Below are 19244 nucleotides of genomic sequence, written 5' to 3' on the forward strand. Positions count from 1 at the left end.
CGGAATCCGGCCTTGCCGGTCAGACCTCGCGTACGCCGCGCCGCCAGACCTGGGTGACCAGCGGGACGCCCGGCCGGTAGGCCAGGTGGACGTGGCTGGGCGCGTCCAGGACGGCGAGGTCGGCCCGGGCGCCCGGGGACAGCCGGCCGACGTCGCCGCGGCGCAGGGCCCTCGCACCGCCCGCCGTCGCCGCCCAGACCGCCTCGTCCGGCGTCATGCCCATGTCCCGTACGGCGAGCGCGACGCAGAAGGGCACCGACGAGGTGAACGACGAGCCCGGGTTGCAGTCGGTGGACAGGGCGACCGTGACACCCGCGTCGAGGAGGCGACGGGCGTCGGGCCACTGGGCGCGGGTGGAGAACTCGGCTCCGGGCAGCAGCGTGGCGACCGTGTCGCCGTTCGCCAGCGCGTCCACGTCCGCGTCGGTCAGGTGGGTGCAGTGGTCGGCGCTGGCCGCGTCCAGCTCGACGGCGAGCTGGACGCCCGGGCCGTAGGTGAGCTGGTTGGCGTGGACCCGCGGATGCAGGCCCCTGGCCCGGCCCGCGGTGAGGATCGCCCGGGCCTGGTCGCCGTCGAAGGCCCCTTGCTCGCAGAAGACGTCGATCCAGCGGGCGTGCGGGGCGCAGGCGTCCAGCATCTCCCCGGTGACCAGGGCGACGTAGGCCGCCGGGTCCTCGGCGTAGTCCGGGGAGACGATGTGGGCGCCGAGGTAGGTGACCTCGTCGGTGTGCGCGGCGGCGATGCGCAGGGCGCGGGCCTCGTCGGCGACGGTGAGGCCGTAGCCGGACTTGGTCTCGAAGGTGGTCGTGCCCTGGCGCAGGGCCTCGGCCAGGTAGTGGGTGAGGGTGGCCTCCAGCTCCGCGTCGGTGGCGGCGCGGGTGGCGGCGACCGTGGTGCGGATGCCGCCCGCGCTGTAGGCCCGGCCGGACATGCGGGCGTTGAACTCCTCGGTGCGGTCGCCCGCGAAGACCAGGTGGGAGTGGGAGTCGACGAAGCCGGGGATCACCGCCCGGCCGCCGGCGTCGACCCGGTTGTCAGTGGCGGGTGCTTTGCTGGATTCACCGGTCCACGCGACGCGGTCGCCGTCGATGACGACGGCCGCGTCCCGGACCAGGCCGAGGGGGGATCCGTCACCGAGGGAGGGGTCGTTGGTGACCAGCGTGGCGATGTTGGTGATGGCGGTGCTGCTCATGGTGTCCTCAGGGGTGACGGGGGGATTCAGCCGCGCAGTGCCTCGACGGCGCCTGCCAGCGCCGACGGCACGTCCGGTACGAGGGTGTGGGCACCGTCCCGCACGATGTGCCGGCCGGCCACGACCGTATGGCGTACGTCCGCTGCGGTCGCCGCGAATACGGCCGTCTCGGCGCCGAGCCTGGGCAGCGTCCCCGCTGTCCTGACCGAGTCCAGCGCGATCGTCGTGAAGTCGGCGAGGGCGCCCGGGGTGAGGCTGCCGGCGTCGGACCAGCCGAGGGCGGCGTGCCCGTCGGCGGTGGCCGCCCGCAGCAGGGCGGCGGCCGTCCAGTGGCCGCGGGCGCGGGTGCGCAGCCGCTCGTTCAGCTCCATCGCGCGAGCCTCTTCGAGCAGGTCGACGACGGCGTGGCTGTCGGAGCCGAGGGAGAGCGGGGAGCCTGCGCGCTGAAGGGCGACGGCGGGTCCGATGCCGTCGGCCAGGTCCCGCTCGGTGGTCGGGCACATGCAGGTGCCGGTGCCGGATCCGCCGAGCAGGGCGATGTCCTCGTCGGTCAGGTGGGTGTTGTGCACGCCGGTCGTGCGCGGGCCGAGGACGCCGTGGTCGGCCAGCAGCCGGGCCGGGGTGCACCCGTGGGCGGCCTGGCAGGCGTCGTTCTCGGCGGTCTGCTCCGACAGGTGCACATGGAGCGGGGCCCGCCGCTCCTCGGCCCATTGCGCCACCGTCGTCAGTTCCCGCGCGGGCACGGCCCGTACGGAGTGCACGGCGGCGCCGATCCGCGCGTGATCCCGTTCCTTGAGAACTGAACAGCGTTCGGCCCAGGCCTCGGCCGTCCCGTCGGAAAAGCGGAGCTGATGGGTGTCGGGCGGCTGACCGAACCCGGAGGACAGATAGCAGGTGTCGAGGAGGGTGATGCGGATCCCGGCTTCGGCGGCGGCCTCGATCAGGGCCTCGCCCATCGCGTTCGGGTCGGCGTAGCGGGTGCCTCCCGGGGCGTGGTGGACGTAGTGGAACTCGCCGACGGCCGTGATGCCGGCCAGCGCCATCTCGGCGTACACCGCTCGGGCCAGCGCGTGGTACGTCTCGGGGGTGAGCCGGTCGGCGGTGGCGTACATGACCTCGCGCCAGGTCCAGAACGTCCCCGATCCGACCTGGACGGTGCCGCGCAGGGCCCGGTGGAAGGCGTGGCTGTGCGCGTTGGCGAGTCCCGGGACCGTGAGGCCCCGCAGCACCTCGGCGCCCGGCGGCGGGGCGGGCACGCCGGTGCGGACGGCCGCGACGCGGCCGCCGCGCACGTCGAGCGCCACGCCCGGCTCGACGGGGGTCCCCCCTGCTCGAGCGCCGTCGAGAGCTTCGGGGAGGGTGCCGAGCCAGGCCTGTTCCAGCCAGTACGTCCGCGTCTGCTCGGTGGTGGTCACGTGCAGGCCAGCCCTTCCAGTACGTCGGCGAGCGCGCGCACCCCGGCCACGCAGTCGTCCTCGGCCGCGAACTCGGCCGGGGAGTGCGAGACACCGGTGGGGTTGCGCACGAACAGCATGGCGGTCGGGACGTTCCCGGACAGGATCCCGGCGTCGTGTCCGGCACCCGTACCGAGGACCGGCACCTTCAGGTCGGTGTCCTGGCCCAGGATGCGGGCGAGTTCGTCGCGCAGCGCGTGGTCGAACTCGACGACGGGCGTGAAGGACTCGCGCACCACGTCCAGGTCGACACCGTGCGCGGCGGCGTATTCGCGGGCCGCCTTCTCGACGCCGGTGACCACGGTGTCCAGGCTCGTCTGGTCGGCGGCGCGGGAGTCGAGCCAGCCGCGCACCAGGGACGGGATGGCGTTGACGCCGTTCGGCTCGACGGCGATCTTGCCGAAGGTGGCGACGGCACCGGCGAGCGCGGCCTCGCGCCGGGCGGCGAGCACGGTCTCGGCGTACGGCAGCATCGGGTCGCGCCGGTCGACGAGCCGGGTGGTGCCCGCGTGGTTGGCCTCGCCGCGGAAGTCGAACCGCCACCGCCCGTGCGGCCAGATGGCGCTGGCCACACCGACCGCGTCGCCGGTCAGGTCGAGGGCGCGTCCCTGCTCGACGTGCAGTTCGACGAAGGCGCCGATGCGCGCGAGCCGCTCCGGGTCGGGACCGATGGCGTCGGGGTCGTACCCGGCGGCCTCCATGGCCCTGGGCAGCGTGACCCCGTCGGCGTCGGTGAGCCGGTGCGCCTGCTCGACGGTGAGCTGCCCTGCGGTCAGCCGTGAGCCGGTGCAGGCAAGACCGAACCGGGCACCCTCCTCGTCACCGAAGTTGACGAGCGCCAGCGGCTTGGTGAACCGCGCGTTCCTGCCGCGCAGTTCGTCGAGGGCGGCGAAGGAGGACACGACGCCCAGGGGCCCGTCGAAGGCCCCGCCGTCGGGCACGGAGTCGAGGTGCGACCCGGCGACCACGGCGTCCCCGGCCGCGGGATTCCCGAGCCAGGCCCACTGGTTGCCGTTGCGGTCGACCTCGTAGGCCAGCCCTCGGTCCTCGGCCTGCTGCCGGAACCAGGCCCGGCAGTCGGCGTCGGCCGCGGTCCAGGCGAATCGCCGGTAACCGCCGGACTCGGGGTGGCGCCCGACGGGGAGCAGTTCCCGCCACATCGTGTGGAAGGAGTCGCCCACGGCGGGCGACGGGGTCCGCGTCCCGGCCGGACGGCCCTCGCTCGGGTCAGCCGGACGCCGCGTCACGCCTGGTCACCCTCGCGCATGGGCACCCGCACCCCGCGTTCGCCGGCCACCGACTCCGCGATGTCGTACCCGGCGTCCACGTGCCGGATCACGCCCATGCCGGGGTCGTTGGTAAGCACCCGGCGGATCTTCTCCCCGGCGAGCGCGGTGCCGTCGGCGACCGTCACCTGTCCGGCGTGGATGGACCGTCCCATGCCGACGCCGCCGCCGTGGTGGATCGACACCCACGACGCGCCCGACGCCACGTTCACCATGGCGTTCAGCAGCGGCCAGTCGGCGATCGCGTCGGAGCCGTCGAGCATGGCCTCGGTCTCCCGGTACGGGGAGGCGACGGAGCCGCAGTCGAGGTGGTCGCGGCCGATCACGACCGGCGCCTGGAGCTCACCGCTCGCGACCATGTCGTTGAACCGCTCGCCCGCCTTGTCGCGCTCGCCGTAGCCGAGCCAGCAGATGCGCGCGGGCAGGCCCTGGAAGTGGACGCGCTCGCCGGCCATCTTGATCCAGCGCGCCAGGGACTCGTTCTCGGGGAACAGCTCCAGGATCGCCTTGTCGGTCTTGGCGATGTCGGACGCCTCACCCGACAGCGCGGCCCAGCGGAACGGGCCCTTGCCCTCGCAGAACAGCGGCCGGATGTAGGCGGGGACGAACCCGGGGAAGGCGAACGCCCGCTCGTATCCAGCGAGTTGCGCCTCGCCGCGGATCGAGTTGCCGTAGTCGAAGACCTCGGCGCCGGCGTCCATGAAGCCGACCATGGCCTCGACGTGCCGGGCCATGGACTCGCGGGCCCGGGTGGTGAAGCCGGCCGGGTCCTTGGCGGCGGCGTCGGCCATGTCCTCGAAGTCGGTGCCCAGCGGAAGGTAGGCCAGCGGGTCGTGGGCGGAGGTCTGGTCCGTGACGATGTCGATGGGCGCGCTCATCGCGAGCAGCTGCGGGACGAGCTCGGCGGCGTTGCCGAGGACGCCGATGGACAGGGGCTTGCGCTGGTCGCGCGCCTCCACGGCCAGCTGGAGGGCATGCTCCAGGGAGTCGGCCTTCACGTCGAGGTAGCGGTGCTCGATGCGCCGCTCGATGGCGCGCGGGTCGCAGTCGATGCAGAGGGCCACACCGTCGTTCATGGTGACGGCGAGCGGCTGGGCGCCGCCCATGCCGCCGAGGCCGGCGGTCAGGGTGATCGTCCCGGCGAGCGTGCCGCCGAACTTCTTCGCGGCGACGGCGGCGAAGGTCTCGTAGGTGCCCTGGAGGATGCCCTGGGTGCCGATGTAGATCCAGGAGCCCGCGGTCATCTGGCCGTACATGGTCAGGCCGAGTGCCTCCAGGCGGCGGAACTCCTCCCAGTTGGCCCAGTCGCCGACGAGGTTGGAGTTGGCCAGCAGCACACGCGGGGCCCACTCGTGGGTCTGCATCACGCCGACCGGGCGGCCGGACTGGACGAGCATGGTCTCGTCGGCCTTGAGGGTCCGCAGCGTGCGGACCATGGCGTCGAAGGAGCGCCAGTCGCGGGCGGCCTTGCCGGTGCCGCCGTAGACGACGAGCTTGTCGGGGTGCTCGGCGACCTCGGGGTCGAGGTTGTTCTGGAGCATCCGCAGGGCGGCTTCCTGCTGCCATCCCAGGGCGCTCAGTTCCGTACCGCGCGGCGCTCGGACGGGGCGGGGTCCTGACATGGTCTGCCTCCCGGTGGCTTTGTTGCTGCTGTTATTCACATCCTGGCGTGCTGAATAGAGCTAGTCAATACAGGGGGCCGGACCGACCCGCGCGGCCAGTGGGATGTTTGGGCGGCTCCAGGTCAGGAAGGCAGGAGCTGAGGGAACACCGACGCGACCGGGGGCGGCATGGACGAGGGCATGGACCGAAGCCACGACGACGAGGCCGGAGCGGCGGACCGCGAGCGGGCCGTACGCCGGGACGAGGCGGTGCGGGCCGCGGTGGGCCAGGGGCTGCTCGGCCCCGGTTCCCCCGTCGTGGGCCTGCTCGACGTCGTCGGCATCCGGGAGTCCGCGGCGGCGCTCCGGGCGGCGTTCGACGCGGTACTGGCGCCGGGCACCCCGGTGCTGCACGCCTTCGCGGTCAAGGCGACCCCGCTCGTGCCCGTCCTGCGGCTGCTGCACGAGGAGGGCATCGGCGCCGAGGTGGCGAGCCCGGGGGAACTGGCGCTGGCGCGGGCGGCCGGGGTGCCCTCCGCGCGGACCGTCCTGGACTCACCCGCCAAGACTCCGGCCGAGCTGCGCGAGGCGCTTCAGCTGGGCATCGCCGTCAACGCGGACAACCCGCAGGAGCTGGCCCGCATCGACGCCCTCGTGGGCTCCGCCACCCCTCGCTCACCGCTGGGGATCCGGGTGAATCCGCAGGTCGGCGCGGGTGCCATCGAGGCGCTGTCGACGGCCACGGCGACCTCGAAGTTCGGGGTGGCGCTGCGCGACGAGGGCGCCCGCGAGTGGGTCGTGCGGGCGTATCTGGACCGTCCGTGGCTCACCCGGCTGCACGCCCACACCGGATCCCAGGGCATCCCGCTCTCCTTGATGGCGCAGGGCGTGGCGCGGACCTACGAGCTGGCCGAGGAGATCAACACGCGCGCGGGGCGGCGGCAGATCGACACCCTCGACATCGGCGGCGGGCTGCCGGTGAACTTCGGCTCCGAAGCGACCGAGCCGACGTACGCGCGGTACGCGCGGCTGCTGCGCGAGGTGGTACCGGGGCTGTGCGAGGGGCGGTACGGGCTGGTGACCGAGTTCGGACGGTCGCTGCTGGCCAAGCAGGGCACGGTGGTGGCCCGGGTGGAGTACACCAAGAGCGCCGGGGGGCGGCCGGTCGCCGTGACCCACGCGGGCGTGCAGGTCGCGACACGCACGGTCTACGTGCCGAAGGCCTGGCCGCTGCGCCTGGCCGCGTACGACACGAAGGGGCTGCCGAAGCAGGGACCCGAGGTGGTGCAGGACGTGGCGGGGCCCGCCTGCTTCGCGGGCGACCTGCTCGCCGAGGCCCGCGCGCTCGCCCTGCTGGAGCCGGGCGACCACGTGGCGGCGCTGGACACCGGGGCCTACTACTTCGCCCACCACTACGCCTACAACTCCCTGCCCCGGCCCGGGGTTTACGGCTTCGCCCCGGACGGCGCCGGAGGGGTCGCCCTCGCCGTCGTACGCGAGCCACAGCCGGTCGAGGAGATCGTGTCCGAGGCGGGGGGAGCGCACGCCTCGGCACTCACCGCCCTGCGGGCACCCGGGCACGCCCGACCCACTTCAGTCGACCGAGTCGACCCACGTTAGCCCCTCGGTCGCATGTTCCACCGGAAAATGCCGTAACCCTCACCCCTGGCGCACACCGTGCGTAGCGTCGGCATCACTCAGCCGAACCCCCGGTGGGAGAGGAACAACGGTGCCCGGAATCGACGAGTGCCTCCTGGAAGCCATGCGGCTGCCCGGCGCCAGAGGCGCCGCGCTGGTCGACTGGACGAGCGGACTTGCCCTGGGCACCGTCGGGGAGTCCCCGGGCGGCGACCACGAGACCACCGCGGCGGAGGCCGCCGAACTGGCCCGGCTGGCCGCCGAGCACGGCGCCTTCGCCGCCGCCGGGGACCCCGACGGCGAGCGTCCCCCGGTGGAGGACCTGATCGTCAGCAACCGCGACAGCTACCACCTGCTGCGGTTCGTGGACACGTCCTTCGACAGCAGCGTGTTCCTGCACCTGTGGCTGGCCCGCGCCGAGGGCAACCTCGCCCTGGCCCGCATACGCCTGGGCGAGATGGCCGAGCGGCTGGTGCTGGGATGACCGTGGTCGACACCCCGCCCCCGCCCCAGCTGCCGGTCCGCAGCAGGCCGGCCGACGACGACCGGGCCTGGGGCGGCGTCTCGCCGATGCTGACCCGGCTCGCCGCCGAGCACGCCACCGGCGTCCTGGTGCGCGAGCACGGCACGCTCTACCTCTCCGAGGGCCGGGTGGCGCACGCCGAGAGCCCCCTGTCCCCCGGTCTGGACCTGCTGCTCACCGCCCACGGGACGCTGACGGCCGAGGCCTGGCGGAACGCTCTCGCCCGGGCCGACGACCGGCTCGGCGCCGCACACCTGCTGCTGGACGGCGGCCACCTGACCGAGGGCGCCCTGGAGCTGTGCCACCTGGGCGCGCTCCACGACGCCGCCTACTTCGCGCTCGCCCCGAGCAGCACCCCGGGCCGGTTCCGCTACGGCGTCGTCCACCGGCTCGGCCCCGTCCTGCCGGTTCCGGTGGCCGCCCTGGAGCGCGAGGTCCTGCGCCGCCGCGAGCTGCTGCACCGGGTCTGGCCCCACGCCGCGCCGGACAGGGCCCCGCTGACGCGGACGCGCCCCATCGCGGCACCGAAGCCGACGCCCCGCCAGCAGACGCTCCTGGAGCGGATCGACGGCACCCGCACGGCCACCGACCTGGCCAGGGAGCTGGGCCGGCAGGCGTTCCACACCCTGGTGGACGTACGGCGTCTGGCGGCCGCGGGGCTCGTCGCGCCGGTCGTCGCGCCACGGGAGGCGCCCGTACCGGACGGCACCGGGCAGCACCCCACGCTCGCCGATCGGCCGGCGTACACCACCGACCCCCACATCACGCTGCTGAAGAGGCTCAGGGATGCGCTGGAGGCCCTTTGAAAGGAGACACCGGATGGCAGCCGAGCCCGAGATCCTGGACGAGCTGCGCCGACTCAGAGCCCGGGTGCCCCAGCTCACCGGCGCCCTCGCCGCCAGTGTCGACGGCCTCGTACTGGCCCACGACACGCCCGGCGTGGAGCCGGAGAGCGTGGCGGCACTCACCGCGACCGCCCTCGGCGTCGCCGTGCGCATGGCGGACGTGACCGGCCAGGGCGAGCTGCGTGAGCTGCTCGTGCGGGGCGTCCACGGCTATGTCGCGACCTACGCGGCGGGCGGCACCGCGGTGCTGACCCTGCTCGCCGAGGACCGCGTCAACGTCGGCCGCCTCCACCTGGAGGGCCGCCGGGCGGGCGCCCGCATCGGGGAACTGGTCGACGCCGAGCCGGCCCCGGCTCCCGGCAGGACGCCCGCGAAGGCCGTGAAACCGGCCACCAGGGCCGGCACCGCACGCACCAGGACCGCCCGCGCGCCCCGCACCACCGCCACCGACGCGCGTACCACCACCGAAAGTTGACGGAACAAGGAGACCCGGCCATGGCCAACACCGAGACCTGCCTGAAGGAAGCGCTCGCCTCCATCGAAGGAGCGACAGGCGTCGCGCTCGTCGACTACACCAGCGGCATGGCGCTGGGCACGATGGGCGGCAGCAAGAGCTTCGACCTGAACGTCGCCGCGGCGGGCAACACCGATGTCGTACGGGCCAAGATGCGCACCATGGAGCACCTCGGCCTCAAGGCGGAGATCGAGGACATCCTGATCACCCTGACCGACCAGTACCACCTGATCCGCCTGATCAGCGGGCGCGGCGGGAGCGGCCTGTTCCTCTACCTGGTGCTCGACGCCAAGCGGGCCAACCTGGCGATGGCCCGCCATCAGCTGAGGAGGATCGAGGAGGAGCTGGAGGTGTGACCCCGGCCCGCCGGACGGGCCCGGGGCGTGTCCGGCGGGCCGGGGACGGCAGCCCCCTATCCGAGCGCCGCGGTGCGGCGGCGTGCTCCACCGGGGGCCGCGTCGCCCGCCGCGAGGCCGGTACCGCGGTAGCCCCGCACCGCCTTGCCCGCGGGGTGCCCACCCCGCTTGCCCAGCCAGTCGACGCGCACCCACAGCAGCGTGTCCTCGGCCCGCTCCAGCCGGCCGATCCAGGCGGCCTTGAGCCACAGTCCCACCCCGGCGCCGGCCAGCAGCAGGCCGCCGGCCGCGGGCAGGGCGAAGGAGCTGCCCAGCGCGGCCAGGAAGGCCGGCGCGAGCCACCAGCGGTGCCCCCGGCGCCAGACGCGGACGCTCACCGCCCGGTCCTGGAGCACGTCGTGGCGTCCGGCCCGGGCGGCGCCCCGGGCCAGGGCCCGGTAGCGACGGCGCCGGGCGCAGGCCACGACGGCCGCCGTCACCAGGAACAGCGCGGCCCCCGCCAGGACACCGATCCGGCGCCCGGTCAGCCCCGGCACCAGGACGCCGATCGCCGCCGCGAACCCGCCGAGCCACCACAGCGGGGCCGCTCCGGCCCGTACCACGACGGCCACCCGGGCCAGGCCCTGACCTCCACGACCTGTGCGACCAGCGCGCGCCATGCTCTGCCTCCTCGTCGTCCCGGCACCCTCGTTCGGGCGGGCAGGCTAGCGAGCGTTGGTGAGACGAGTCTGAGAGCGCCCAGTCCCCGGCCTCACCCCCGAGGCGTCACTCGACGAACAGCCCCCGTGCCGCCGCCTTCTGGTCGAACTCCTCCAGGCGCGCCTGCGCGTCGGGCAGGTCGTCGCACATCGCCTCCAGGAGCACCCGGCCGAGCAGCATCGGCGCGCACGCGGTGTCGAAGGCGAGTCCGGTGCCGACGGCCGCGGGCAGCAGCAGGTCGGAGTGCTTGGCGACCGGCGCGAACGCCGAGTCGGCGACCGTGACGACGGTCAGCCCCGTCTCCTTGGCGTGGGCGAGGGTGTCCACCACCTCGCGCGGATGGCGCGGCAGCGCGAAGCACAGCAGCGCGGAGGCGCCCGCCCGTACGGCGCCGTCGATGCGGTCCTGGATCATCGTGCCGCCCTCGTCGAGCAGCCGTACGTCCGGGTGGACCTTGGCGGCGAAGTACGCGAAGCCGTAGGCCTGGGCGGCCGCGGCCCGCAGGCCGAGGACCGGCAGCGGGCGCGAGGCGGCGAGCACCTGTCCCGCCCTGCGCACCGGCCGCGGATCGGCCAGCACCTCCGCGAGGTGCCTCAGGTTCTCGATCTCGGCCTCGACCGCCTGCTGGTACTCGTTGCACGAGGCCGGCCGGGCGGCCGGTTCGGCGGGCGCGACCTCGCGCAGGTGCCGGCGCAGCGCCGGGTAGCCGTCGAAGCCCAGGGCGACCGCGAAACGGGTCACCGACGGCTGGCTGACCCCGGCCAGTTCGGCCAGCTCGACACTGGACAGGAAGGGCACGTCGGCGGCCCTCCGCACCATGCTGTGCGCGATGCGCCGCTGGGTCGGTGTGAGCCGGTGCCCTTCGAAGAGCGCCTGCAGCCGCGCGGCAGGGCTGTCGGTCACGCTCATGACGTGCTCCCCCTCCAGATGTCGTCGACGCCCCGGGAGGGTATCTCCCCGACCAGTTTCTATTCAGACACCAAGAACTCTGCATGAGGCCATACAGTCAGGGCAAGGGATCGACCAAGTGTCATTAAATCCGCCCCAACAGACACAGATCGTGACAATCGGTGCGCATACGGTGAGCAGGCCCCGTCGGTGTCGCCGGCCGCAGCCCCGGCGACGCCGACGGCGGCCCGCCCCCACCCCCGACAGGGGGGCTATCCCCAGTGCGGTGGGCCCGCCGGCTCTCTAGCCTGGTCCGCATGAGCGGAATGGACGCGCGGGACACGGACCTGAAGAAGGACCTGAACGCCTCCCTGCAGGCCCGCAGGGAACTGGGCGAGGAGTACGAGTCCGCGCTGGTCGACTCGTTTCTGGAGAAGGTCGACCAGCGCATCGACAGCGCCGTCGAACGCCGGATGCGGCGGCAGTTCGCCGAGGAGCAGATGACCGTGGCCCGGGGCTCGCGCTCGCCGAAGGCCACCGACTCCTGGGGCGAGCGCTTCGGCTTCGGCATCGTCTCGCTGGTGCTGGCCGTGCCGCTGTCCGCGATCGGCGGCGGCCTCGGCCACCTGCCCGGCCTCATCGTCGCCTGGGTCGGGATCGTGGGCGTCAACGCCGTCCAGGCCGCCCGTACCAACCCGGGCCTGTTCAGCCGCCGCCACCGCGCCGAGGACGACACCTGGCGGGAGTGAGCGACCGCGGTCGAGGGCGACGCCCGGCAGGTGTGAGCGGCCGCGTCCACGGCGCGACCGTGCGGGGGCGAGGTGTATGCGCGGGGACCGCCGCACCCCCGGTGACCGGGGGGCGGGACGACGGCGGTCCCCGCGGGGGACGCGGGCCGGGTCAGGGCCGGGCCATCGCGTCCGTGGCGTCCATGGAGGTCCGGGAGCCGCTCCGGAGGTCCGCGACGCCGCACGGCGCCGGCCGGGACCGACGGCCGCCCCCGGCGCTCGGCGCCCGGGAGGCGAACCGGCCCCTTCCGACGCCCACCAATCTGCCGGACGTATGTGAAGCGGGTGCTGCGTGCACGTGACACGCACGTACCGTTTCCACGACTGTCTCTCAGCCGCGGGTCACCGCACGTTCCCCGCCGGCACGCCGGCCGCGGCGGTGCGTCAGTGCTTTCCGCCCTTGGCCAGGAAGGAGAGCAGGTCCTGACGGCTGACGACCCCGGTCGGCTTGCCCTCCACCAGCACGATCGCCGCGTCCGCCACGCCCAACACCGACATCAGGTCGGCGACCGGCTCGCCGGAGCCGACCTGGGGCAGCGGAGCCGACATGTGCTTCTCCAGCGGGTCCTCCAGCGCGGCCCGCCGGGTGAACAGCGCGTCCAGCAGCTCCCGCTCGACCACCGATCCGACCACCTCGGCCGCCATGACGTCCGGGTGGCCGGCGCCCGGCTTCACGATCGGCATCTGCGAGACGCCGTACTCGCGCAGCACGTCGACGGCCTCGCCGACGGTCTCGTCCGGGTGCATGTGGACCAGGGAGGGAATGGAGCCGCCCTCCTTGTCGCTCAGCACGTCACCGACGCGGGCGCTCGAGCCCTCGTCCTCCAGGAAGCCGTAGTCGGCCATCCACTCGTCGTTGAAGATCTTCGACAGGTACCCGCGCCCGCTGTCCGGCAGCAGGACGACCACGACGTCGTCCGGGCCGAGCCCCTCGGCCACCCGCAGCGCCGCGACGACGGCCATGCCGCAGGAGCCGCCGACCAGCAGGCCCTCCTCCTTGGCGAGGCGGCGGGTCATCTGGAAGGCGTCCTTGTCGGACACGGCGACGATCTCGTCGGCCACGGTCCGGTCGTAGGCGGTCGGCCAGAAGTCCTCACCGACGCCCTCGATGAGGTACGGCCGCCCGGACCCGCCGGAGTACACCGAGCCCTCCGGGTCGGCGCCGACGACCTTGACCCGGCCGTCGCTGGCGTCCTTCAGGTAGCGGCCGGTGCCGGAGATGGTGCCGCCGGTGCCGACGCCGGCCACGAAGTGGGTGATCCTGCCCTCGGTCTGCTTCCACAGCTCGGGACCGGTGGAGTGGTAGTGCGACAGGGGGTTGTTCGGGTTCGAGTACTGGTCGGGCTTCCAGGCGCCGGGGGTCTCGCGGACCAGCCGGTCGGAGACGTTGTAGTAGGAGTCAGGGTGCTCCGGCGCGACGGCCGTCGGGCACACGACCACCTCGGCGCCGTACGCGCGCAGCACGTTGATCTTGTCGGTGGAGACCTTGTCCGGGCACACGAAGATGCACTTGTAGCCCTTCTGCTGGGCCACGATGGCCAGTCCCACACCGGTGTTCCCACTGGTCGGCTCGACGATCGTGCCACCGGGCTTGAGCTCCCCGCTCTGCTCGGCCGCCTCGATCATGCGCAGAGCGATGCGGTCCTTCACGGAGCCGCCCGGGTTGAAGTACTCGACCTTCGCCAGGACGGTCGCCTGGATCCCCTTGGTGACGCTGTTGAGCCGCAACAGCGGGGTGTTGCCGACGAGGCTGATCATCGAGTCGTGGAATTGCACCGTTGTCTCCGGTTGTTGCAAAAGGTGTGGTCGTGGTGTGCCGCCAGCCTAAAGCCAGGGGGACCGCCCGGGGTGCGCGTTCACTCGCCGTCAAGATTGGACGACGGTCCGTACGGGGCAAGGAGTGGATGTACGGCTACGAGGAGGTCGGCGGGCATGACGAACATGTCGAGGGCGAGAGTGGCCCGGCGGATCGCGGCCGGCGCCGCGTACGGCGGCGGCGGGCTCGGTCTGGTCGGCGCCGCGGCCGTCGGCCTGCTGCTGGCCGAGGTGCAGATGGCCAAGCGCCACGTGGGCAACGGCTCGGACAACCACCTGCCGGTCGCGGACGGCCTGTTCGGCCACACCTACGACACTCCGGGCGAGCCGCCGCTGAGCCTGGTCATGCTCGGTGACTCCACGGCCGCGGGGCAGGGGGTGCACCGGGCCGGGCAGACGCCGGGCGCGCTGCTGGCGTCGGGTCTGGCGGCGGTGGCGGAACGCCCGGTGCGGTTGCGCACCGTGGCGCTGCCCGGTGCCCGGTCGGACGACCTGGACCGCCAGGTGGCGCTGGTGCTGGGCGACCCGGAGCGGGTACCGGACATCTGCGTGATCATGGTCGGGGCGAACGACGTGACCCACCGGATGCCGCCGACACGCTCGGTGCGCCATCTGTCGGCGGCGGTGCGGCGGCTGCGCACGGCGGGCGCCGAGGTCGTCGTGGGCACCTGCCCGGACCTCGGCACGATCGAGCCGGTCCAGCAGCCCCTGCGGTGGCTGGCCCGGCGGGCCTCGCGGCAACTGGCCGCGGCGCAGACCATCGGGGCGGTGGAGCAGGGGGGCAGGACCGTGTCCCTGGGCGACCTGCTGGGTCCGGAGTTCGCGGCGAACCCGCGGGAGCTGTTCGGTCCGGACAACTACCACCCCTCCGCGGAGGGGTACGCGACGGCGGCGATGGCGGTGCTGCCGACGGTGTGCGCGGCGCTGGGCCTGTGGCCGGCCGAGGAGGAGCGCCCGGACGTGTCGCGGAGCGAGGGCTTCCTGCCGGTGGCCCGCGCGGCGGCCGAGGCCGCGTCGCAGGCGGGCACGGAGGTCACGGCGGCGCTGCCGACCGGTCCGCGCGGACCGTGGGCCCTGCTCAAGCGGCGCCGGCGGCGCCGGGTACCCGAGCCCGAGCCGGCCCCTTCGGGCCCGTCCGAGGAGCCCCTCGATTCGCGGAGCGATTCGAGGAGCGATTCGGGAAGCTGGGAGGAGTCCGAGGGCGGCCTCCGGGCGGTGTGAGAGCGCCCCGGGCCGAACAGGAAAAGCAAGCGCTTAGAAAAGTGCGGTCAGGGTCACACCCCGACCGGAGTGACCCCGGCCGTACGTACCGGTAACTTCCAAGCTGCCGTCCGTAATCGACCACACGGCCGCCCGGTCGCCCGACCACCGCCCGCCACGAGCGGTGCTGGGCGCGCGCCGCCCCATCACCATGGAGTCGTGATGCCCGAAGCCGTCATCGTCTCGACTGCCCGCTCCCCCATCGGCCGCGCCTTCAAGGGCTCCCTCAAGGACCTGCGCCCCGACGACCTCACCGCCACGATCATCCAGGCGGCCCTCGCGAAGATCCCCGAGTTGGACCCCCGGGACATCGACGACCTGATGCTCGGCTGCGGCCTGCCCGGCGGCGAGCAGGGCAACAACCTCGGCCGGATCGTCGCCGTGCGGATGGGCATGGACCACCTGCCCGGCTGCACGATCACCCGCTACTGCTCCTCGTCGCTCCAGACCTCCCGGATGGCCCTGCACGCGATCAGGGCCGGCGAGGGCGACGTGTTCGTCTCGGCCGGCGTCGAGACGGTCTCCCGGTTCACCAAGGGCAACTCCGACAGCCTGCCGGACACGCACAACCCGCTGTTCGCCGAGGCGGAGGCCCGTACCGCGGCCAGGGCCGAGCAGGGCGGCTCGACCTGGCACGACCCGCGCGAGGACGGACTGGTCCCCGACGCCTACATCGCGATGGGCCAGACCGCGGAGAACCTGGCCCGGCTCAAGGGCGTCACCCGCCAGGAGATGGACGAGTTCGGCGTGCGGTCGCAGAACCTCGCCGAGGAGGCCCTCAAGAACGGCTTCTGGGAGCGGGAGATCACCCCGGTGACGCTGCCCGACGGCACGGTGATCGGCAAGGACGACGGCCCGCGCCCCGGCGTGACCATGGAGGGCGTGGCCGGCCTCAAGCCGGTCTTCCGCCCGGACGGCCTGGTCACCGCCGGCAACTGCTGCCCGCTCAACGACGGCGCCGCCGCGCTCGTCATCATGTCCGACACCAAGGCCCGCGAGCTGGGCCTCACCCCGCTCGCCCGGATCGTCTCCACCGGCGTCTCCGCCCTGTCCCCGGAGATCATGGGCCTGGGTCCGGTCGAGGCGTCCCGGCAGGCCCTGAAGCGGGCCGGGCTGACCGTCGGCGACATCGACCTGGTCGAGATCAACGAGGCCTTCGCCGCCCAGGTGATCCCCTCCTACCGCGACCTCGGCATCGACCTGGACCGGCTGAACGTCAACGGCGGCGCGATCGCCGTGGGCCACCCCTTCGGCATGACCGGCGCCCGCATCACCGGCACGCTCGTCAACTCCCTCCAGTTCCACGACAAGCAGTTCGGCCTGGAGACGATGTGCGTGGGCGGCGGCCAGGGCATGGCGATGGTCATCGAACGCCTCAGCTGACCCACCGCGCCACAGAGGCCGCTTGAGAGACCGTCAGTGGCCGCCTTACCACCCGCTGTGACCGAATGGCCCGGAATCCAAGAACCCCTTGGTTCCGGGCCGTTTTGTGATCCAATCTCCCTCAGGATGTGACCTATCTCCCTCGGCGGAGAGGTTTACGCAGGTCAGCGCTTTACCTCGGAGGGCCCTGGGGCCGCATCGGACCATAATTCTGTCCGTTTCGTGACATTACGCACTGACACTTGGATAGTCCGCCCTTCAAGCTGATGTAGGAAGTCGGGGGTCGACCTTGAACCCGGGAGTACGTCAGTGAGCGTCATGCCCATCGCCTTGCTGCTCACCACGGCCGCCACCGGCGCCGTGGGCGTCGCCGTCCTGCGCGTCCTGTGGGTGCTGCGCCGTCAGGTCGCGGCCCTGCACACCCAGCTCGCGGAGAACCACGCGACCACCGCACGCGCACTGCTGCCCGCCGCCCGCGGCCACGCGGACACGGAGCAGATACGCGCCGCCGTGGTCGAGGCGCTCGCCGAGGAGCGGGAGCGGGAGCTGGCCGAGGCGCGCGCCTTCTGGGCCGCCCAGGAGGCGCGGGACGCCGCCGACGCGCCCTCCGTGCTGGGGCTGCCCGACAGTGAACTGTTCCTGCCCCGGCAGGCCGACCTGACCGGCCTCGAGCACCTGGAGCCGGTGACCGAGTCCGGCCCGGAGGCCGACGAGTACTCCGGCAAGGACCGCGTCCAGGGCGGCGCCTTGGGCGAGTCCCCCGAGCTGGCCGCGGCCCGCCGCCGGCACCCCTCGCACCCGGACTTCACCCCGCACCCGTCGCCCGTCGGCGGCGACCACGAGCAGACGCTCGCCACGCTGGAGGACCTGGCCGAGTCCGGCGTGGAGCTCGCCGACGTCCGCCCGGGCCCGCTGGGCACCCTCGACGTCTACGTCTTCGCCGACGGCACGACCCTGTGCATGACCCCGGGGCACCGCGAGACCGCGGAACGCCTGGCCGACGCCCTGCACGCGGGCGAGACCCCGGTACTGCTCGGCGGTTCGGGCGTCTCCGGCGCCTACACGCTCACCTTCACCTGCGGTGCGGAGCAGGTCTACATCCTGGCGGACCGGGTCATCGCGTCCCTGTAGGACCCGCACCGGCTCCCAGCCGGCGCGCCGGGGCCCGTCCGCGTCTCCGGCACCCGCGCGTCGTGGACACCCGCGCGCGTCTCAGACACCCGCGCGTTTCAGCGCCTCCTGCACCAGGCGCACGGCCTCCTCGACCTCGGTCTCGTCCTTCAGGACGAGGGCCAGGTCGTGTCCGGCGACCGTGACCTGGTCCGCGGCGGCGAACATCCCCGCGTCCGGCATCTCCCGCGGCTCACACCCGGGGCACTCGGCGAGTTGGGCCCGCCGGGCGAACTCCCGGGCCAGCGCGAGTGCCTCCGCCGCGCCCGCCCGTTGCAGCCGGCTCTGCGGCGCCGCCCTGAGGCGGTCGGCGAAGTGATCCACTGCCCGGGTCAGAGATGTCGTGTCAACCACGCCGCGAGACTACGCGCCACGGCACGACTGTTGCCAATACGGGAACCCTCAGGCACGGTGACGTGAAGGACCGGCTTCGAATGCGTCCGGAGGCGCCGATGTCCCAAGTCTTCTCCGAAGAGACCCATCGCAATCTGCTCGCCCGCATCCCCCACTGCACCGGTCGTGAGGTCTCCGACTGGCTGCGCACCGTAGAAGAAGGCCCCGCGCTCCGCTTCGAGGAGAAGGTCAGTTGGCTCCGCCACGAACACGACCTCGCGTACGGCCACGCCAAGGCGCTCATCCACGAGTACGACCTCAGGAGGGCCGCACGCAAGCTGCTCTAGGCGCGCGTGCGGCGCAACGTCGACGCCACCGGCGGACATCGTGCCGGAACGACGAAGGGCCCCGGGAAGACCCGGGGCCCTTGCGTTCGTCCGGCGCGCGGTGCGCCGTGGACCAGAGGCGCGCTGGAGCTAGTCGCTCTGGTTGAGGATCGCGATGAGGCGCAGGAACTCCATGTAGATCCACACCAGCGTCAGCGTGAGGCCGAAGGCCGCGAGCCAGGCCTCCTCGCGCGGGGCGCCGTAGGCGATGCCGTCCTCGACCTGCTTGAAGTCCAGAGCCAGGAAGCAGGCGCCGAGGATGATGCCGATGACCCCGAAGAGGATGCCGAGCGGGCCGCTGCGGAAGCCGAGGCCGTCCCCGCCGCCGAACACCGCGAACAGCATGTTGACCGCCATCAGCAGCACGAAGCCGAGCGCCGCCGCCATCACGAAGCCGTAGAACCGGCGGGTGACGCGGATCCAGCCCGCCTTGTACGCCAGCAGGACGCCGACGAAGACGGCCATCGTGCCGAGCACGGCCTGCATGGCCGCGCCGCTGGCGATGTGGGTGTCGACGACGTTGGAGACGACGCCGAGGAACACGCCCTCGGCCGCGGCGTAGGTCAGGATCAGCGCGGGCGAGGCCTTGCGCTTGAACGACTGCACCAGGCCCAGGACCAGGGCGATCACCATGGCGCCGATGGCGATCCCGTAGGAACGGCCGATGTTGGCGCTGTCGACCGGCAGCAGCGCCCAGGCGAGCGCGGCCGTCACGACCAGGGTGCCGAGCGTGGACGCGGTGCGCAGGACGACGTCGTCCATCGTCATCCGGCCGGTGGTGGCCGGGGCCTGCGGCGGCGCGCCCTGCTGGAAGTCCTGCTGGGCGTAGGGGTTCTGAGCGTAAGGGTTCTGCGCGTAGGGGTTGCCGCTCTGCTGGGCGTACGGGTTGCCCTGCGCGTACGGATTGCCCTGCTGCGTGCCGACAGCGGGGCCCCCGGCCTGCGGCGCGGCGTTGAAGCCCGCGTAGCCGTTGTCGCGGCTGAACCCCCGTCGCGAGAAGACCGGGTTTCTGCTCCTCATCTCACTCCTCCACGGCCGCGCGGCGCGGCCTTGGCCTCAAGAGTAATGGAAAGGCAAAGGGCTGACCCTAGTACCTGCGAAGGATCTTTCCCT

Annotated in this window: 19 protein-coding genes; 10 read left to right on the plus strand and 9 right to left on the minus strand. The window is 73.1% G+C overall.

Annotated features, from left to right (window positions below):
- Positions 1-19: 19 nt before the first annotated feature.
- From hutI to hutU, 4 genes are all read right to left on the minus strand, one after another.
- Positions 20-1192 (minus strand): imidazolonepropionase, encoded by a 1173-nt coding sequence (gene hutI, locus ACIHCX_RS22625; protein ID WP_400032167.1) that lies wholly within the window; start codon positions 1190-1192, stop codon positions 20-22.
- Between the two features lie 26 nt (positions 1193-1218).
- A complete protein-coding gene (locus ACIHCX_RS22630) occupies positions 1219-2607 on the minus strand; it encodes a formimidoylglutamate deiminase (RefSeq protein ID WP_400032169.1) in 1389 nt (462 codons plus the stop codon).
- On the minus strand, positions 2604-3806 hold the full coding sequence (locus ACIHCX_RS22635; RefSeq protein ID WP_400032735.1) for an allantoate amidohydrolase: 1203 nt from the start codon (positions 3804-3806) through the stop codon (positions 2604-2606). Before ACIHCX_RS22635 ends, ACIHCX_RS22630 begins: the two co-directional genes overlap by 4 nt.
- Before the next feature lie 83 nt (positions 3807-3889).
- Positions 3890-5554, minus strand: coding sequence for a urocanate hydratase (hutU, locus tag ACIHCX_RS22640; RefSeq protein WP_400032171.1), 1665 nt, complete (start codon positions 5552-5554; stop codon positions 3890-3892).
- Positions 5555-5734: 180 nt separating this feature from the next.
- Between hutU and ACIHCX_RS22645 the strand changes: the two genes are divergently transcribed.
- The 5 genes from ACIHCX_RS22645 (at position 5735) to ACIHCX_RS22665 (ending at position 9409) form a co-directional block, all read left to right on the plus strand.
- On the plus strand, positions 5735-7153 hold the full coding sequence (locus tag ACIHCX_RS22645; RefSeq protein ID WP_400032173.1) for a diaminopimelate decarboxylase: 1419 nt from the start codon (positions 5735-5737) through the stop codon (positions 7151-7153).
- A gap of 109 nt (positions 7154-7262) precedes the next feature.
- Positions 7263-7655 carry a hypothetical protein gene (locus ACIHCX_RS22650; protein ID WP_400032175.1) on the plus strand — a complete coding sequence of 131 codons (393 nt, stop codon included), beginning with the start codon at positions 7263-7265 and terminating at the stop codon, positions 7653-7655.
- Positions 7652-8500, plus strand: a complete 849-nt coding sequence (locus ACIHCX_RS22655; protein ID WP_400032177.1) for a transcriptional regulator — start codon at positions 7652-7654, stop codon at positions 8498-8500. Before ACIHCX_RS22650 ends, ACIHCX_RS22655 begins: the two co-directional genes overlap by 4 nt.
- A gap of 13 nt (positions 8501-8513) precedes the next feature.
- Positions 8514-9014, plus strand: coding sequence for a roadblock/LC7 domain-containing protein (locus ACIHCX_RS22660; protein WP_400032179.1), 501 nt, complete (start codon positions 8514-8516; stop codon positions 9012-9014).
- Between the two features lie 20 nt (positions 9015-9034).
- Positions 9035-9409, plus strand: coding sequence for a hypothetical protein (locus ACIHCX_RS22665; protein ID WP_400032181.1), 375 nt, complete (start codon positions 9035-9037; stop codon positions 9407-9409).
- Between the two features lie 56 nt (positions 9410-9465).
- Here ACIHCX_RS22665 and ACIHCX_RS22670 read toward each other — a convergent pair whose 3' ends face one another.
- Together ACIHCX_RS22670 and ACIHCX_RS22675 are read right to left on the minus strand one after the other, a co-directional pair.
- Positions 9466-10068 carry a hypothetical protein gene (locus ACIHCX_RS22670; protein WP_400032183.1) on the minus strand — a complete coding sequence of 201 codons (603 nt, stop codon included), beginning with the start codon at positions 10066-10068 and terminating at the stop codon, positions 9466-9468.
- Positions 10069-10174: 106 nt separating this feature from the next.
- Positions 10175-11017: a MurR/RpiR family transcriptional regulator gene (locus tag ACIHCX_RS22675; protein WP_400032185.1), complete on the minus strand. Its 843-nt coding sequence runs from the start codon at positions 11015-11017 to the stop codon at positions 10175-10177.
- Between the two features lie 296 nt (positions 11018-11313).
- On the opposite strand from ACIHCX_RS22675, the gene ACIHCX_RS22680 reads away from it, so the two are divergent.
- Entirely contained in the window at positions 11314-11745 is a 432-nt protein-coding gene (locus ACIHCX_RS22680) for a hypothetical protein (protein WP_400032187.1), read from the plus strand.
- Positions 11746-12168: 423 nt separating this feature from the next.
- Here ACIHCX_RS22680 and ACIHCX_RS22685 read toward each other — a convergent pair whose 3' ends face one another.
- Positions 12169-13560, minus strand: coding sequence for a cystathionine beta-synthase (locus ACIHCX_RS22685; RefSeq protein ID WP_400032189.1), 1392 nt, complete (start codon positions 13558-13560; stop codon positions 12169-12171).
- Positions 13561-13716: 156 nt separating this feature from the next.
- Between ACIHCX_RS22685 and ACIHCX_RS22690 the strand changes: the two genes are divergently transcribed.
- The 3 genes from ACIHCX_RS22690 (at position 13717) to ACIHCX_RS22700 (ending at position 17373) form a co-directional block, all read left to right on the plus strand.
- The gene (locus tag ACIHCX_RS22690) at positions 13717-14820 is read left to right on the plus strand and encodes an SGNH/GDSL hydrolase family protein (RefSeq protein WP_400032191.1); all 1104 of its coding nucleotides are present in this window, start codon (positions 13717-13719) and stop codon (positions 14818-14820) included.
- 201 nt (positions 14821-15021) lie between these two features.
- A complete protein-coding gene (locus tag ACIHCX_RS22695) occupies positions 15022-16242 on the plus strand; it encodes an acetyl-CoA C-acetyltransferase (RefSeq protein WP_400032193.1) in 1221 nt (406 codons plus the stop codon).
- Positions 16243-16560: 318 nt separating this feature from the next.
- Positions 16561-17373 (plus strand): hypothetical protein, encoded by an 813-nt coding sequence (locus tag ACIHCX_RS22700; RefSeq protein ID WP_400032195.1) that lies wholly within the window; start codon positions 16561-16563, stop codon positions 17371-17373.
- A gap of 81 nt (positions 17374-17454) precedes the next feature.
- Here ACIHCX_RS22700 and ACIHCX_RS22705 read toward each other — a convergent pair whose 3' ends face one another.
- Positions 17455-17766, minus strand: coding sequence for a hypothetical protein (locus tag ACIHCX_RS22705; RefSeq protein ID WP_400032197.1), 312 nt, complete (start codon positions 17764-17766; stop codon positions 17455-17457).
- 98 nt (positions 17767-17864) lie between these two features.
- On the opposite strand from ACIHCX_RS22705, the gene ACIHCX_RS22710 reads away from it, so the two are divergent.
- Positions 17865-18092, plus strand: a complete 228-nt coding sequence (locus ACIHCX_RS22710) for a DUF4287 domain-containing protein (RefSeq protein ID WP_276111179.1) — start codon at positions 17865-17867, stop codon at positions 18090-18092.
- A 129-nt stretch (positions 18093-18221) separates the two neighbouring features.
- Here ACIHCX_RS22710 and ACIHCX_RS22715 read toward each other — a convergent pair whose 3' ends face one another.
- Entirely contained in the window at positions 18222-19151 is a 930-nt protein-coding gene (locus tag ACIHCX_RS22715; RefSeq protein WP_400032200.1) for a Bax inhibitor-1/YccA family protein, read from the minus strand.
- Between the last annotated feature and the right edge of the window lie 93 nt (positions 19152-19244).

Source organism: Streptomyces sp. NPDC052043 (assembly GCF_044548235.1).
Taxonomy (GTDB): Bacteria; Actinomycetota; Actinomycetes; order Streptomycetales; family Streptomycetaceae; genus Streptomyces.

What these genes read in the sequence shown, in the direction of transcription:
- ACIHCX_RS22700 (WP_400032195.1), top strand. Translation starts at nt 16,561, where the DNA reads ATGCCCATCGCCTTGCTGCTCACCACGGCCGCCACCGGCGCCGTGGGC.
- ACIHCX_RS22645 (WP_400032173.1), top strand. Translation starts at nt 5,735, where the DNA reads ATGGACCGAAGCCACGACGACGAGGCCGGAGCGGCGGACCGCGAGCGG.
- ACIHCX_RS22690 (WP_400032191.1), top strand. Translation starts at nt 13,717, where the DNA reads ATGACGAACATGTCGAGGGCGAGAGTGGCCCGGCGGATCGCGGCCGGC.
- ACIHCX_RS22715 (WP_400032200.1), bottom strand. Translation starts at nt 19,151, where the DNA reads ATGAGGAGCAGAAACCCGGTCTTCTCGCGACGGGGGTTCAGCCGCGAC.
- hutI (WP_400032167.1), bottom strand. Translation starts at nt 1,192, where the DNA reads ATGAGCAGCACCGCCATCACCAACATCGCCACGCTGGTCACCAACGAC.
- hutU (WP_400032171.1), bottom strand. Translation starts at nt 5,554, where the DNA reads ATGTCAGGACCCCGCCCCGTCCGAGCGCCGCGCGGTACGGAACTGAGC.
- ACIHCX_RS22670 (WP_400032183.1), bottom strand. Translation starts at nt 10,068, where the DNA reads ATGGCGCGCGCTGGTCGCACAGGTCGTGGAGGTCAGGGCCTGGCCCGG.
- ACIHCX_RS22635 (WP_400032735.1), bottom strand. Translation starts at nt 3,806, where the DNA reads ATGTGGCGGGAACTGCTCCCCGTCGGGCGCCACCCCGAGTCCGGCGGT.
- ACIHCX_RS22680 (WP_400032187.1), top strand. Translation starts at nt 11,314, where the DNA reads ATGAGCGGAATGGACGCGCGGGACACGGACCTGAAGAAGGACCTGAAC.
- ACIHCX_RS22660 (WP_400032179.1), top strand. Translation starts at nt 8,514, where the DNA reads ATGGCAGCCGAGCCCGAGATCCTGGACGAGCTGCGCCGACTCAGAGCC.
- ACIHCX_RS22710 (WP_276111179.1), top strand. Translation starts at nt 17,865, where the DNA reads ATGTCCCAAGTCTTCTCCGAAGAGACCCATCGCAATCTGCTCGCCCGC.
- ACIHCX_RS22695 (WP_400032193.1), top strand. Translation starts at nt 15,022, where the DNA reads ATGCCCGAAGCCGTCATCGTCTCGACTGCCCGCTCCCCCATCGGCCGC.
- ACIHCX_RS22665 (WP_400032181.1), top strand. Translation starts at nt 9,035, where the DNA reads ATGGCCAACACCGAGACCTGCCTGAAGGAAGCGCTCGCCTCCATCGAA.
- ACIHCX_RS22675 (WP_400032185.1), bottom strand. Translation starts at nt 11,017, where the DNA reads ATGAGCGTGACCGACAGCCCTGCCGCGCGGCTGCAGGCGCTCTTCGAA.
- ACIHCX_RS22655 (WP_400032177.1), top strand. Translation starts at nt 7,652, where the DNA reads ATGACCGTGGTCGACACCCCGCCCCCGCCCCAGCTGCCGGTCCGCAGC.